Raw genomic sequence first — 14129 nt, forward strand, 5'->3', positions numbered from 1 at the left:
TGGTTCCCCCGACCGCGCATCCTTCACCCCTGGCCGGACTTGCGCTTCGCCGTCAAACACCCAAGGTGGGAGCCGTATGCGGGAAAGCCGCCTGTACGGTTCTGTGCGGGGGGCGCTCAGAAATGAGCGTCCCTACCGCGAACGCTTGCGCTCGCTATGACGGCTGCTGGAACATTGGAGTCTAAAAAAATGACCATCACCGTTTTCATCCGCTACCAGCTCGATCCGTTCAAGCGCGCGATGTTCGAGCAGTATTCGAAAAACTGGCTCACCATCATTCCGAAATGCGGCGGCGACCTGCAGGGATACTGGATGCCGCATGAGGGCACCAACAACATCGCCTTCGCGCTGATTTCGTTCGAAAGCCTCGCCGCCTACGAAAGCTATCGCGCGCGGCTGCGCGCCGATCCCGAAGGCATGGCCAATTTCAATTTCGCCGAGGAGAACAGATTTATTCTGGCCGAAGAGCGGACCTTCTTGCGGAAGGTGGCATTGTAGATCATCTCGGATGCGTGACATGATAGGTGGCGGAGCTGGTGCCGCCCTATTATGTTGTCGGCGCAAACAGACAAATCGGGGAGTGATCATGCTGACACCTGCTGACAAGCGCGCCGCGTTCAGGAAGTTGCACGAAAGCGGCTGTTTCATCATTCCCAATCCGTTTGACGTCGGCAGTGCAAAGGCGCTGCAGCATCTCGGCTTCAAGGCGCTGGCTTCCACCAGTGCCGGTTTTGCCTGGAGCATCGCCAAGGCCGACAACCGCGTCACCGTCGACGATGTCTGCGATCACCTCGCCGCGATCTGCGCGGCGGTCGACATTCCCGTCAATGCCGATTTCGAGGACGGTTTTGCGCATGAGCCGGACAAGGTCGGTGCCAACGTCGCACGCGCCGTCAAGACCGGCGTTGCCGGCCTTTCGATTGAGGACTTCACCGGAGACAACGCCAGGCCGCTGTTCGATTACGCGCTCGCGATCGAGCGCATCAGGGCGGCGCGCAAGGCGATCGATGCCGACAAGTCAGGCGTCCTGCTCACCGGCCGCTGTGAGGCGTTCCTGCGGGGGCAAAAGGATCTGAAGCTCGTGATCGATCGGCTCACCGCCTATGCCGAGGCTGGCGCCGATTGCCTCTATGCGCCCGGCATCTCGACGCCGGAAGAGATTTCCGCGGTCGTGAAGGCGGTGCATCCCAAACCTGTCAATCTCCTGGTCGGTGCGGCCGGCCCATCGCTGAAGGCGGCCGCCGACCTCGGCATCCGCCGCATCAGCGTGGGCGGCGCGCTGGCGCGCGCGGCATGGGGTGGTTTCATGCGGGCGGCCAGGGAGATGGCCGAGCAGGGCACGTTCACCGAACTCGGCAACGGCTTTCCCGGTGGCGAATTGAACAAGATGTTCAGCTGAGGTGATATGCGAACGTGGCCACCTCGACCGCCACCTCTCGGTCGTCATCGCCCGACTTGATCGGGCGACCCAGTATCCAGAGACGTCAGCGATGGAGCCGAGGAGCCGCGGCGTACTGGGTCCCCGGTCAAGCCGGGGATGACGAGTCTTTTCGGAGCGACAGTCGTATTCGCGAATAGACGCCCAATACAAAAACACGGCGGGCAATGGCTTGCCCGCCGCGCGGTTGGTTCAGATCGTCAGTACCAGCTGTTACTTGCCGGGAGCCGGGCTGGCCGGCGGATTAGCTGCCGGAGCCGGAGCCGGAGCCGGAGCCGGAGCCGGAGCCTGCGGACGCGGCGCCGGCGCTGCGCCAGTCGTCGTGCCGGGTTCGGTATTGGAGCGCGGCGTCACGTCGCGCATGCCCGTGGGGGCTGTCGGAGGCGAAGTACGCTCCGTGTTCTGGGCCGTCGAGGTCGGTGGCGTGGTGCCCGCCTGATTGACGGTCGAGCTGTTCAGTCCATAGAAAACCGCGCCCAGCACCACCGCGATGGCGATGGCGAACATCGCAACCTTGCCGCCGCTGGCGGGACCCTCCGCGAGTTCGGGATCGGCCTGAAACTCGTTGTCGAGGCGGGCCTGACGGCGAATGTCGGCGTCGGTCAGATTGGAGCGATTGGGATCGTCCGGATTGATGGCCATGGATGAGTTCCTCCGTTGTCCCCTAACAACCTCCGGAAGCAGGGTGGGTTCCGGGAACCGCTGCCCCTTTTCCCGGGGACGAAGCGAGCCAGCCAAGTTCGGCCTGTTCAGAATGGAACCCGGGCCGTAAGTTCCCTAAATTCTCGTTTCAAGAGATTCGCGATGTGGGCCCTGCCATCGACCGATATCGTCTTGTACGCGCTGTTCGTGGTGGCGCTCGCGGCGGAGGCGATGACGGCGGCGCTCGCTGCCGGCAAGCGCAGCATGGACTGGGCCGGCGTATGCATGCTGGGCTGCATCACCGCGCTTGGCGGCGGCACGATCCGTGACGTCCTGCTCGGGCACTATCCGCTGGTCTGGGTGCAGCACCCGTCTTTTCTGCTGCTGACAGCGGGGGCGGCGTTCGCCACCATTCTGATTGCCCGCGTGGTGCATCGGTTGAACACGGCGTTTCTGGTGCTCGACGCGATCGGGCTGGTGGTTTTCACCATGGCCGGTTGCGACGTCGCGCGGCAGATCGACCCTTCGTCGTCGCTCATCATCGTGGTGGTGGCGGGGATGATCACCGGCTGCGCCGGCGGCGTGCTGCGCGACATCCTCTGCAACGACGTGCCGCTGTTGTTTCGCGCCGAACTCTACGCCAGCGTTTCCATCATCACGGGGTTGTTTTACTCGATCGGATTCGGGCTGAAGCTCAATCCCGAACTATGGACGGCCCTGACCTTCGTGCTCGGCCTGTCGTTTCGTTTGCTGGCGATCCGCTACAAATGGGAAATGCCGAAATTCGTCTTTGACGAAAATCGCCGGTAGGCGGCCTGGCCCGCGCCTGATGCGGTGCACAATACCTCACGGCAGCAATCGATCGCATCACGTCGTTTCGCGCGAGAGCCCTCCGGCGACACAACCCGAATACGCAGGGAGGGCGCACCGGCACGAAATTGCGATCTTTCGACGCGGGGCTCCAATGTCGAGATTTGTGATGCGCCGGGCGCGAAAAGCGACATAGACTGGTTCTAAGTTAGAGCAACGACTAGCTAAAAAGCCCCGCCGCGGCGGCTCGAAGAGGGTGGAATGGGAATCAATCAGGGTCCGATCAGTCTGGACCAGAAATACACGCAAGGCTCGGGTCACGTCTTCATGACGGGCATCCAGGCGCTGGTCCGGCTGCCGATGGCGCAGATCCGCCGCGACCGGGCCGCCGGCCTCAATACCGCGGGCTTCGTCACGGGCTACCGGGGTTCGCCGCTCGGCGGCTACGACCAGCAGCTGTTCGCCGCGCGAAAACACCTCGAGCAGTACAACGTCAAATTCCAGCCCGGGGTCAACGAGGACCTCGCGGCCACCGCGGTCTGGGGCTCGCAGCAGCTCAATCTGTCGAAGGGCGCCCGGCATGACGGCGTGGTCGGCATCTGGTATGGCAAGGGCCCCGGCGTCGACCGCTGCGGCGACGTGTTCCGCCACGGCAATGCCGCGGGCTCGGCCAAAACCGGCGGCGTGCTGTGCCTCGCCGGCGACGATCACGGCGCCAAATCCTCCACCGTGCCGCATCAGTCCGACCACGCCTTCATCTCGGCGCTGATGCCCTATCTCTATCCCTCCAGCATCCACGAAATGATCGAGATGGGCCTGTTGGGTATCGCGATGTCGCGCTACTCGGGCTGCTGGGTCGGCATGAAGGTGATCACCGAGACCGTGGAGACCACGGCCGAGATCGATCTCAACGATGAACTGAAGCAATTCATCATACCGACCGACTTCGAGATGCCGCCGGGCGGGCTCAATTTGCGCTGGCCCGACGACCGCTACGACCAGGACCGCCGCCTGCAGGATTACAAGGGCTATGCCGCGGTCGCCTTTGCCCGCGCCAACAAGGTCAACCGCATCACCATGGATTCGCCGAACGCGCGGTTCGGCATCATGGCCTCGGGCAAGAGCTACGAGGATATTCGACAGGCGCTGCGCGAACTCGGCGTTACCCCCGAGGTCGCCGCCAAGATAGGCCTCCGGCTTTACAAGATCGGCATGCCGTGGCCGCTGGAACCGCAGGGCGTGCGCGAATTCGCAGAGGGACTCGAAGAAATCCTGATCGTGGAAGAGCGCCGCGAGATCGTCGAGAACCAGGTCAAGCAGGAGCTCTTCAACCACAACGTCCGCCCGCGCATCGTCGGCAAGATGGACGAACTCGACAAGCGCTTCCTGCCATTCGCCGAAGAACTCAGCGTTGCCTCGTTGGCAAGCTCGCTCACCGAGCGGCTGCTGCGCCTCAATCTCAACCCCGAAATCGCGGCCATGCTGCGCGCCAAGGCCGACTGGTTCAACGGCCGCCTCGCCAGCCAGATGCAGCCGGCATCGCCGATCACCCGCACGCCGTATTTCTGCTCGGGCTGTCCGCACAACACCTCGACCAGGGTGCCCGAGGGCAGCCGCGCCTTTGCCGGCATCGGCTGTCACTTCATGGCGCTGTGGATGGACCGCAGCACCGAGACCTTTACCCATATGGGCGGCGAGGGCGTGCCGTGGGTCGGCGTCGCCCCCTTTACCGACGAACAGCATGTATTCGCCAATATCGGCGACGGCACCTATTTCCATTCCGGCAGCCTCGCGATCCGCCAGGCGGTCGCCTCCGGCGCCAACATCACCTACAAGATCCTCTATAACGACGCGACCGCGATGACCGGCGGCCAGCATGTCGACGGCGACCTGTCTCCGCAGCAGATCACGTTCCAGCTGCATTCCGAGGGCATTCGCGACATCTATCTGGTGTCGGAAAATCCCGAGGCGTACCCGGCTTCCGACATCGCACCGGGGACAAAGACCGCGCACCGCGACGATCTCGACGCCGTGCAGAAGACGCTGCGCCAGGTCAAGGGCGCTTCCGCCATCGTATTCGTGCAGACTTGCGCCGCCGAAAAACGCCGCCGCCGCAAGCGCGGCACCATGGAGGATCCGGCGCGCCGCGTTTTGATCAATCCCGCGGTCTGCGAAGGCTGCGGCGACTGTTCGGTGCAGTCCAACTGCATCTCGGTGGAGCCGCTGGAGACCGAGCTCGGTCGCAAACGCGCCATCAACCAGTCGACCTGCAACAAGGATTACTCCTGCGTAAAGGGCTTTTGTCCGTCCTTCGTCACGGTCGACGGTGGCAAGCTGCGCAAGCGCGCTGCCGCAGGCGTCGGCGACATCGGCGAATTGCCGGAGCCGGCTTCACGGCCGACGCTGGAGCGGCCCTACAACGTCGCGGTCGGCGGCGTCGGCGGCACCGGCGTGCTGACCATCGGCGCGCTGCTCGGCATGGCCGCCCATATCGAGGGCAAGGCCAGCATGATCCTCGACATGTCCGGCCTCGCGCAAAAGGGCGGCGCGGTGCTGAGCCATGTCCGGCTCTCCGAGCATACCGCCGACGTCACCTGTTCGCGCATCGTCACCGGCACCGCCGATCTGGTATTGGCCGCCGACGAAGTCGTTGCCGCCGCCAAGGAAACCATGACGCTGTGCGAATCCAGCCGCACCTATGGCGTCATCAACACGCATCTGATTCCGATCGCGGATTTCATCCTCAACCGCGATTTCAATTTCCAGGCCCGCAAGGTCAACCACGTTCTCGAAACGGCGCTGCGCAAGGACTCATCGTTCTTCGATTTTACCAAACCCGCCGAAGTGCTGCTCGGCGATTCCATCGCCACCAACATGATGATGATGGGCTATGCCTATCAGAAGGGCCTGCTGCCTTTGGCGGCGAAATCGATCGAGCAGGCGATCGAGGTCAACGGCGTTGCCATCAAGATGAACACCCAGGCGTTCCAGCTCGGCCGTCTGGCCGCCGCCGATCCGGCGCGGCTGGTGGCGATGATGAAGGGCCAGGACGACACGGTGGCGCCGAAGACCCTGGAGGCGATGTCGCTGGACGAAATCATCGCCCATCGCAGCGCGCTTTTGACCGACTACCAGGACGGCAAGCTCGGCGACCGCTATCGCAAGCTGGTGGCGAAGGTGCGCAACGCCGCGATCGACGGCGGCTACGGCGAGGCGCTGCCGCGCGCGGTCGCGATCAACTACGCCAAACTGCTCGCCTACAAGGATGAGTATGAAGTGGCGCGGCTGTTCAGCGACGGCCGCTTCGAAAAGCAGCTGCGCGACCAGTTCGACGGCGACTTCAAGTTCAACTTCAACCTCGCGCCGCCGATCCTGGGCGGGGGCAAGGACGCGCTGGGTCGGCCGAAGAAGCGCGCCTTCGGGGCCTGGATGATGCCGGTATTCCGCATGCTGGCGAAACTGAAAGGCCTGCGCGGCACCGCGTTCGACATTTTCGGCTCCAGCCCGGACCGCAAGCTCGAACGCGAGCTGATCGTCTCTTACGAAAAGGACGTCGCCACCGTGCTCGGTCTGCTGTCGCCGATCACGCTCGATACCGCGATCGAGCTTCTGTCGCTGCCCGACCGCATCCGCGGCTACGGGCCCGTCAAGGAGAAGGCAGTGCAGGCGGCCAAAATCCGCTATGCGGAATTAACCCGGGACCTCGTCAACCCGCCGCCGACGCCGCGCCAGATCGCGGCGGAATAGGGCCTTGCGCTTTCGGGCGCTTGCCAACGAAGGTCTGACGCGCGAAGACATCCGCTGGGAAGAAACACCAGCGGAGAGTTTTATTGACCATCAAGGGCAAGGCCTACATTGCCGGGATCTACGAGCATCCGACCCGGCACGCACCCGACAAGTCCACCGCGCAGCTGCATGCCGAAGTCGCCAAGGGCGCCATTGAAGACGCCGGGCTGACCAAGGCCGATATCGACGGCTATTTCTGCGCCGGCGACGCCCCCGGCGGGCTGTGGCCGATGGTGGATTACCTCGGTCTTCGGGTCCGCCACATGGATTCCACCGAGACCGGCGGCTGTTCCTATCTGATCCATCTCGGCCATGCCGCCGAAGCCATCGCCGCCGGCAAGTGCTCGATCGCGCTGATCACGCTGGCGGGCAAGCCGCGCACCGGGGCGATGCCGCCGCGCGCGCAGGGCGCCGAGGCCGATTTCGAGACGGCGTATGGGGCCACCACCCACAATGCCTACGGCATGTGTGCCATGCGCCACATGCACGACTACGGCACCACCAGCGAGCAGCTGGCCTGGATCAAGGTCGCCGCCTCGCACCACGCCCAATGGAATCCGCATGCGATGCTGAAGGACGTCGTCACCGTCGAGGACGTGTTGAACTCGCCGCTGATCTCCGATCCCTTGCACCGGATGGACTGCTGTGTCGTCTCCGACGGCGGCGGCGCGCTGATCGTCACCACGCCGGAAATCGCCAAGAGCCTGAAGAAGCCGCTGGTGCGCCTGATCGGCCATGGCGAGGCGATGAAGGGCCCGCGCGGCGGCAAGGATCTCGATCTGACTTATTCGGCCGGCGTCTGGTCCGGCCCGCGCGCCTTCGAGGAAGCCGGCGTCACGCCTGGGGATATCAAGTACGCCTCGATCTACGACAGCTTCACCATCACGGTGCTGATGCAGCTGGAAGACCTCGGCTTCTGCAAGAAGGGCGAGGGCGGCAAGTTCGTCTCCGACGGCAATCTGATTTCCGGCGTCGGCAAGCTGCCGTTCAACACCGATGGCGGCGGGCTCTGCAGCAACCATCCCGTGAATCGCGGCGGAATGACAAAGATCATCGAAGCGGTGCGGCAGCTGCGCGGCGAAGCGCATCCGAAAGTCCAGGTGCCGAATTGCGATCTCGCCATCGCCCACGGCACCGGCGGCCTGCTCGGCGTGCGTCACGCCGCCTCAACCTGCATCCTGGAGCGTGCGTAATGACCGAGGCCAAGAAATATCCGGCGCCGCAAGGCAATCCCGAAACCGCGCCGTTCTGGGAAGCCGCCAAAGCGGGCAAATTCCTGATCAAGCGCTGCACCGCCTGCGGCGAGCCGCATTATTTTCCGCGTTCGATCTGCCCGTTCTGTTTCTCCGACAAGACGGTGTGGGAGGAAAGCTCGGGCGAGGGCGAGATCTATACCTTCAGCCTGATGCGCAAATCCCCGACCGGGCCCTATGCGATCGGCTACGTCACCTTGAAGGAAGGCCCGTCGGTGCAGACCAATTTTGTGGATTGCGAGCTGGAGAAACTCAAGATCGGGCAGAAGGTCAAGGTCGTCTTCAAGCCGACCGACGGCGCACCGCTGCCGTTCTTCACGCCGGTGTAAGTTGCGCAAGAAGCTTGCAGAACAAAAGGTCGTCGTCCCCGCGAAGGCGGGGACCCAGTACGCCGCGGCCTCTCGGCTCTATCGCTGGCGTCTCTGGAATACTGGGCCCCCGCTTTCGCGGGGGTGACAACCGAGGATATGCGACAACACAAAAAATTTCGGGGAGCACACGCAAAATGCCGATCGACTACGACCAGCTGATGGCGCTGAAGAATCTCGGGCAGAAATATGCCTACACCGACCGCGAGGTGATGCTGTACGCCTATGGCATCGGGATGGGCGCCGATCCCATGGACGAGAAGGAGCTGGCTTTCGTCAACGAGGCCACCGCCACGCCGCGCCCGCTCAAGGTGGTGCCGACCTTCGCGTCGGTCGCGGCCTGGGGCGCCGGGCCCGGCGAGATGAATCTCAACCGCGTGATGGTGGTCGACGGCGAGCGCGACATCACCTTTCACAAGCCGCTCGCCACCGCCGCCAACATCACCGCCGATTCCAGCGTGCTCGACGTGTTCGACAAGGGCAAGGACAAGGGCGCGGTGATCCGCCACAAGACCGTGTTGCGCGACGACAAGGGCGAGCCGCTGGCCACCCTGGTGGCGTCGCGTTTCGCGCGCGGCGACGGCGGCTTCGGCGGACCTTCCGGCGGACAGCCCGACCCGCACGCGATGCCGACGCGTGCGCCTGACAAGACGGTCGACATCACCACCCGTCCGGACCAGGCGCTGGTGTACCGCCTCTGCGGCGACCGCAACCCGCTGCATTCGGATCCCGAGTTTGCAAGACGCGCCGGCTTCCCGGCGCCGATCCTGCACGGCATGTGCACTTACGGCATCACCTGCCGCGGTGTGCTGCAGACCTATGCCGATTACGACGCCGGCGCCTTCAGGCAGCACGCGGTGCGGTTCTCCTCCCCGGTCTATCCCGGCGAGACCGTGACCATGGACATGTGGAAGGACGGCAACGTGATTTCATTCGAAGCCAAGGTGAAGTCGCGCAACGTCACCGTGATCAAGAGCGGCCGGACGGTGCTGGGCTGAGCTGTGCAACGCGCATTGTGCATGATGTCGTCATGCCCGGACTTGTTCCGGGCATCCACGCCTTCCTTCGACGAAGAAAGACGTGGATGGTCGGGTCAAGCCCGGCCAAGACGGCGGATAGACGAACGGCGATACGGGAGCGAATACCATGGGATTACTCGACGGCAAGGTTGCGCTGATCACCGGCGCGGGCGGCGGGCTCGGTGAGGCCTACGCCAAACTGTTCGCGCGCGAGGGCGCGGCGGTCGTGGTCAACGACCTCGGCGGACCGCGCGACGGCTCAGGCGCCGATGTCTCGATGGCGCAACAGGTGGTCAACGCGATCAAGGCCGAGGGCGGCCGTGCGGTGGCCAACGGCGCCGATATCTCCACCATGGCCGGCGGCCAGTCGGTATTCGACGACGCCATCGAGCATTTCGGCCGCGCCGACATCCTGGTCAACAATGCCGGCATCCTGCTCGACCAGACCTTTGCCAAGGCGACGGAAGCGGCCTGGGACAAGGTGCTGAAGGTGCATCTGAAGGGAACCTTCTGCGTCACCCAGCCGGTGTTCCGCTGGATGCGCGAAAACGGCGGCGGCGTCATCGTCAATACGTCCTCGACCTCGGGCCTGATCGGCAATTTCGGCCAGAGCAATTACGGTTCCGCCAAGGGCGGTATCTGGGGACTGTCCAACGTGCTGGCGATCGAGGGCCGCAAATACAACATCCGGATCTGGACCCTGGCTCCGGGCGCCTTGACCCGCATGACCGCCGACCTGCCGCGCTATATCGAAAACCCCAAGGCGGCGCTTGGGCCTGATGGGATTGCACCGGCCGTGCTATACATGGTCAGCGAACTCTCGGGCGACCAGACCGGCAAGACGCTCGGCGTTTCCGGCCCGCGCGGGGTGCGGGAAATGCGCATGATGGAAAAGGAAGGCTGGAAGCCGCCGCACGAGGGCTGGAAGGCGCAGGATATCGCCGAGCACGCCAAGGATATTTTCTTCAGCGAGGAAGAGATCAAGATGGGTGCAAGAAGGTTTTAACATTCACACCGTCATTCCGGGATGGTCCGAAGGACCAGACCCGGAATCTCGAGGTTCCGGGTTCACGCTTCGGGTGCCCCGGAACGACAGGGAACAGAGGCACCACATGACCAAACTCACTCCCAAGGCCGCCGGCACCTTCGCGATTGCGCCGACGCCGTTTCACGATGACGGCCGCATCGACGACAAATCGATCGACCGGCTGACCGACTTCTACGCCGAAGTCGGCTGCGACGGCGTCACCGTGCTCGGCATTCTGGGCGAGGCGCCGAAACTGGATGCCGCCGAGGCCGAACAGGTCGCGGTGCGCTTCGTCAAGCGCGCGAAAACCATGCAGATCATCGTCGGCGTCTCCGCGCCGGGTTTTGCCACCATGCGGTCGCTGGCATTGAAATCGATGGACGCCGGCGCCGCCGGCGTCATGATCGCGCCGCCGCCTCATTTGCGCACCGACGACCAGATCACGGGCTATTTCAAGCAGGCCCAGGAAGCGATCGGCGACGACATTCCCTGGGTGCTGCAGGATTATCCGCTGACCCTGACGGTGGTGTTCACGCCCGCCGTAATCCGCAAGATCGTGATGGACTCGCCGTCCTGCGTGATGCTCAAACACGAGGACTGGCCGGGACTGGAAAAGCTCTCGACGCTGCGCGCGTTCCAGAAGGACGGTTCGCTGCGGCCGCTATCGATCCTGGTCGGCAATGGCGGGCTGTTCCTCGATTTCGAGATGGAGCGTGGCGTCGACGGCGCCATGACCGGCTACGCCTTTCCGGAACTGCTGATCGACGTCGTCAACCTGTCGAAGGCCGGCAAGCGCGACGCCGCGCACGATCTGTTCGACGCCCATCTGCCGCTGATCCGCTACGAGCAGCAGCCGGGCGCGGGACTCGCCGTGCGCAAATACGTGCTGCAGAAGCGCGGCATCATCGCGTCATCGGCACAGCGCAAGCCCGGTGCCACCATCACCGCCACCGCCAAGGCCGAAGTCGATTACCTGCTGTCCCGCGTCGCCCGGATCGACAAGCGCGCCAATCTGCAGCCGCAATCCAGCGCGGCGGAGTAACTGCCCAATCCCTCAACGTCATTGCGAGCGAAGCGAAGCAATCCATTTATCAAAGCAAAGAAAGAATGGATGGCTTCGTCGCAAGGGCTCCTCGCAATGACTCCTCGCAATGACGGAAGCCAATTCCACGACGAGTCCAGGAACGAACCCGATGTCCACCGAACAGGTTAAACCGCCGCGCGCCGCATCGACCATCCTGCTGCTGCGCGACAGCGCCGCCGGTGAAATCGAAATCTTCATGATGGTGCGCCACTACGAGATCGACTTTAACTCCGGCGCGCTGGTGTTTCCCGGCGGCAGTGTCGACAAGGGCGATCAGGAGATCATCGCCGATCCCTCGCTCTATTCCGGCGGCGAGGGGCTCGACGCCGCTGCCCTGAGCTTCCGGATCGCCGCGGTCCGCGAAACCTTCGAGGAAAGCGGCATCTTGCTGGCGCGCCCCAGGGGATCGCAGGCGCTGGTCGATGCCATCAGGGCTGGCGAGATCGAAGCCGCGCATCGCGCCGACCTCTGCGACAGCAAGATCAGCTTCCTGAAGGTGCTGACCGACAACGGCATGGTGCTGGCGCTCGATGAACTCGCGCCCTATGCGCACTGGATCACGCCGGAAGGCATGCCGAAGCGTTTTGACACCTGGTTCTTCCTGGCTGCGGCGCCGCCGGAGCAGGCCGGCGCGCACGACGGCAAGGAATCCACCGATTCGATCTGGGTATCGCCGCGCGAGGCGCTGGAAGGCGGCGACAGCGGCCGCTTCAAGCTGCCATTCCCGACCACCCGCAACCTGATCCGGCTCGGCAAGCAGCCCAGCGTGCAGGCCGCGCTCGACGACTGCAAAGGCAAGACGGTGGTGACCGTGATGCCCGTGATGACCATGCTGAACGGCGTCCGCCAGCTGCGGATTCCGCTGGAAGCGGGCTATGACGGCGAAGTGTTCGAGGTCGCGTCGGTGGGCTGATCGCGCTCCCCGGACGCGATGCCGCGCGGGTACGTTCCCCGGACGCGGCGCAGCACGAAGTGATGCGCTGCTGAGCCGGGGTCCACACTTTCTTTCTTCGCCTATTGCGAACATGGGTCCCGGCTCTGCGGTGCATCGTGAAGAACGCTGCACCGCGTCCGGGACACGGACACTTCGGCACACAACGAAGTATTCCAGCCGTCGAACCCTGTAGTGTCCGATCTCAACAGCACCGAGCACGGACCCAAACTCATGCACTCCCCCCATCCGCGCCCACCCAACATCGCCGGCGAACTCGCGCTGCTGCTGACGCTCGCGACGCTGTGGGGCGCGTCCTACAGTTTCATCAAGATCGGCGTCGCGACCATTCCGCCGGTCACCCTGATCGCCGCACGCACCCTTATCGCAGGCCTGCTGCTCCTCGTCATCATGCGCTGGCGCGGCATGACGCTGCCGATGGACGGCGCGACCTGGCGGCGCTTCCTGTGGCAGGCCTGCCTCAACAGCGTGATCCCCTGGACCATGCTGGCCTGGAGCGTGCGTTTCCTCGACGCCGGGCTCGCCACCATTCTCAACTCGACGTCGCCGATCTTCGCATTCTTTCTGACGCTGGCCATCACCCGCCATGAGGCGCTGGCGCCGCGCAAATTGTTCGGCGTTTGCGCCGGGATGGCCGGCATCTGCCTGATCGTCGGGGTGGAGGCGCTGCAGGGGCTGGGCGCGCAACTGGTGGCGCAGATCGTGGCCGTGCTGGCCGCCATCTGCTACGCGGGCGCCGCGATCTTCGGCCGCGGCTTCAAGGGCCTCGACCCGATGGCGCCGGCCGCCGGTTCGCTATTGTGTGGCGCGGCGATCCTGATTCCGGTCAGCCTGGCGGTCGATCGTCCCTGGACGCTGGCGCCGTCGGCGGCTTCGATGCTGGCGTTGCTGGTGCTGGCGGTGTTCTCCACCGCGCTCGCCTTCGTAATCTACTTCCGGCTGGTGCAGACGCTGGGCTCGGTCGGCACCACCGCGCAGGCCTATCTGCGGGTGCCGATCGGTGTCGCGGTCGGCGTGGTGTTTCTCGGGGAGAGCCTGACGGCAACGGCGTGGATCGGGCTTGGCTGCGTCGTGCTCGGCGTTGCCGCCATGACGATCCCGGCGCGGAAGGCTCCGACGGTGATGGAAGCGCGACCAACTTAGCATGATGGCTCTTGCGTGCAGGCTTTTAACGCACAAGCCCTGCCGATTTGCCCTGCGACTACCCGACGGGCAAATCACTTCGGTTTATCGGAAAGCGTGTCAACCACCTCTTGCAAAAATAATTCTGTTTTCCGGAAATGAAAATCGGACTATATCCATCGCCATCCCGTCCCACTCCGAGGGGCGTTGCGCAACGGTCACCAGCGCGGGACGGGGAGGCGATGGACGTGGATGGCGCTCCCGACCAGGGCGGCTGAAGCGGATGGCGAAATCGTGTGGTTCCGACACCCCAAAGGCTGGTGTTCAAGTTCGCGCTCAGGCGCGGGCGACGGTGGCAAGAGTGCAGGGCTCGCCGGGGAGATCACGTATAAGCCGTAAACCATTGCGCGGGGAGTGCCGGGTGATTCCGGTGTGACCTGACTAACGCGTGTGCTTGCTACCTACTACCGTTGCACACGCGGCTATCGGGCGCATCGGGCGCCCGGCCTCCCCGCGCCCTCCGATTGGAGAGGGCGAGAAGTTGATGGCAAACCTCGGGCGAAACGCGCCGCGAGATTGCGAAGTCATGTTTGCGCACATCTATAACCGTCATCACCCGCGAAGGCGG

12 protein-coding genes are annotated in these 14129 nt (G+C 64.1%); 11 read left to right on the plus strand and 1 reads right to left on the minus strand.

Going from position 1 to position 14129, the window contains the following annotated elements; genetic code table 11:
* The first annotated feature begins 189 nt into the window (after positions 1-189).
* The gene (locus tag Q7U29_RS06440; RefSeq protein ID WP_304739657.1) at positions 190-498 is read left to right on the plus strand and encodes an NIPSNAP family protein; all 309 of its coding nucleotides are present in this window, start codon (positions 190-192) and stop codon (positions 496-498) included.
* A gap of 85 nt (positions 499-583) precedes the next feature.
* Positions 584-1399: an oxaloacetate decarboxylase gene (locus Q7U29_RS06445; protein WP_304739698.1), complete on the plus strand. Its 816-nt coding sequence runs from the start codon at positions 584-586 to the stop codon at positions 1397-1399.
* A 252-nt stretch (positions 1400-1651) separates the two neighbouring features.
* Here Q7U29_RS06445 and Q7U29_RS06450 read toward each other — a convergent pair whose 3' ends face one another.
* Positions 1652-2080 carry a hypothetical protein gene (locus Q7U29_RS06450; protein WP_304739659.1) on the minus strand — a complete coding sequence of 143 codons (429 nt, stop codon included), beginning with the start codon at positions 2078-2080 and terminating at the stop codon, positions 1652-1654.
* Between the two features lie 162 nt (positions 2081-2242).
* On the opposite strand from Q7U29_RS06450, the gene Q7U29_RS06455 reads away from it, so the two are divergent.
* From Q7U29_RS06455 to Q7U29_RS06495, 9 genes are all read left to right on the plus strand, one after another.
* Positions 2243-2890: a trimeric intracellular cation channel family protein gene (locus Q7U29_RS06455; protein ID WP_304739661.1), complete on the plus strand. Its 648-nt coding sequence runs from the start codon at positions 2243-2245 to the stop codon at positions 2888-2890.
* A gap of 261 nt (positions 2891-3151) precedes the next feature.
* Entirely contained in the window at positions 3152-6637 is a 3486-nt protein-coding gene (locus tag Q7U29_RS06460) for an indolepyruvate ferredoxin oxidoreductase family protein (RefSeq protein WP_304739663.1), read from the plus strand.
* 83 nt (positions 6638-6720) lie between these two features.
* A complete protein-coding gene (locus tag Q7U29_RS06465; protein WP_304739665.1) occupies positions 6721-7869 on the plus strand; it encodes a thiolase domain-containing protein in 1149 nt (382 codons plus the stop codon).
* Positions 7869-8258: a Zn-ribbon domain-containing OB-fold protein gene (locus tag Q7U29_RS06470; RefSeq protein ID WP_304739667.1), complete on the plus strand. Its 390-nt coding sequence runs from the start codon at positions 7869-7871 to the stop codon at positions 8256-8258. Before Q7U29_RS06465 ends, Q7U29_RS06470 begins: the two co-directional genes overlap by 1 nt.
* 176 nt (positions 8259-8434) lie before the next feature.
* Positions 8435-9295 (plus strand): MaoC family dehydratase, encoded by an 861-nt coding sequence (locus Q7U29_RS06475; RefSeq protein ID WP_304739669.1) that lies wholly within the window; start codon positions 8435-8437, stop codon positions 9293-9295.
* Between the two features lie 148 nt (positions 9296-9443).
* Positions 9444-10322 (plus strand): SDR family oxidoreductase, encoded by an 879-nt coding sequence (locus tag Q7U29_RS06480; protein ID WP_304739671.1) that lies wholly within the window; start codon positions 9444-9446, stop codon positions 10320-10322.
* Positions 10323-10428: 106 nt separating this feature from the next.
* Positions 10429-11385: a dihydrodipicolinate synthase family protein gene (locus tag Q7U29_RS06485; RefSeq protein ID WP_304739672.1), complete on the plus strand. Its 957-nt coding sequence runs from the start codon at positions 10429-10431 to the stop codon at positions 11383-11385.
* Positions 11386-11536: 151 nt separating this feature from the next.
* On the plus strand, positions 11537-12340 hold the full coding sequence (locus Q7U29_RS06490; protein ID WP_304739674.1) for an NUDIX hydrolase: 804 nt from the start codon (positions 11537-11539) through the stop codon (positions 12338-12340).
* A 252-nt stretch (positions 12341-12592) separates the two neighbouring features.
* Positions 12593-13522 carry a DMT family transporter gene (locus tag Q7U29_RS06495; RefSeq protein ID WP_304739676.1) on the plus strand — a complete coding sequence of 310 codons (930 nt, stop codon included), beginning with the start codon at positions 12593-12595 and terminating at the stop codon, positions 13520-13522.
* Positions 13523-14129: the final 607 nt, after the last annotated feature.

Origin of the sequence: Bradyrhizobium sp., assembly GCF_030654605.1 — a bacterium.
In the GTDB taxonomy this organism is placed as follows: domain Bacteria; phylum Pseudomonadota; class Alphaproteobacteria; order Rhizobiales; family Xanthobacteraceae; genus Bradyrhizobium.

Bases quoted from the DNA above. Each gene is read 5' to 3' on its own strand.
- Q7U29_RS06440 (WP_304739657.1), top strand. From the start codon at position 190: ATGACCATCACCGTTTTCATCCGCTACCAGCTCGATCCGTTCAAGCGC.
- Q7U29_RS06450 (WP_304739659.1), bottom strand. From the start codon at position 2,080: ATGGCCATCAATCCGGACGATCCCAATCGCTCCAATCTGACCGACGCC.
- Q7U29_RS06455 (WP_304739661.1), top strand. From the start codon at position 2,243: ATGTGGGCCCTGCCATCGACCGATATCGTCTTGTACGCGCTGTTCGTG.
- Q7U29_RS06460 (WP_304739663.1), top strand. From the start codon at position 3,152: ATGGGAATCAATCAGGGTCCGATCAGTCTGGACCAGAAATACACGCAA.
- Q7U29_RS06470 (WP_304739667.1), top strand. From the start codon at position 7,869: ATGACCGAGGCCAAGAAATATCCGGCGCCGCAAGGCAATCCCGAAACC.
- Q7U29_RS06475 (WP_304739669.1), top strand. From the start codon at position 8,435: ATGCCGATCGACTACGACCAGCTGATGGCGCTGAAGAATCTCGGGCAG.
- Q7U29_RS06480 (WP_304739671.1), top strand. From the start codon at position 9,444: ATGGGATTACTCGACGGCAAGGTTGCGCTGATCACCGGCGCGGGCGGC.
- Q7U29_RS06485 (WP_304739672.1), top strand. From the start codon at position 10,429: ATGACCAAACTCACTCCCAAGGCCGCCGGCACCTTCGCGATTGCGCCG.
- Q7U29_RS06490 (WP_304739674.1), top strand. From the start codon at position 11,537: ATGTCCACCGAACAGGTTAAACCGCCGCGCGCCGCATCGACCATCCTG.
- Q7U29_RS06495 (WP_304739676.1), top strand. From the start codon at position 12,593: ATGCACTCCCCCCATCCGCGCCCACCCAACATCGCCGGCGAACTCGCG.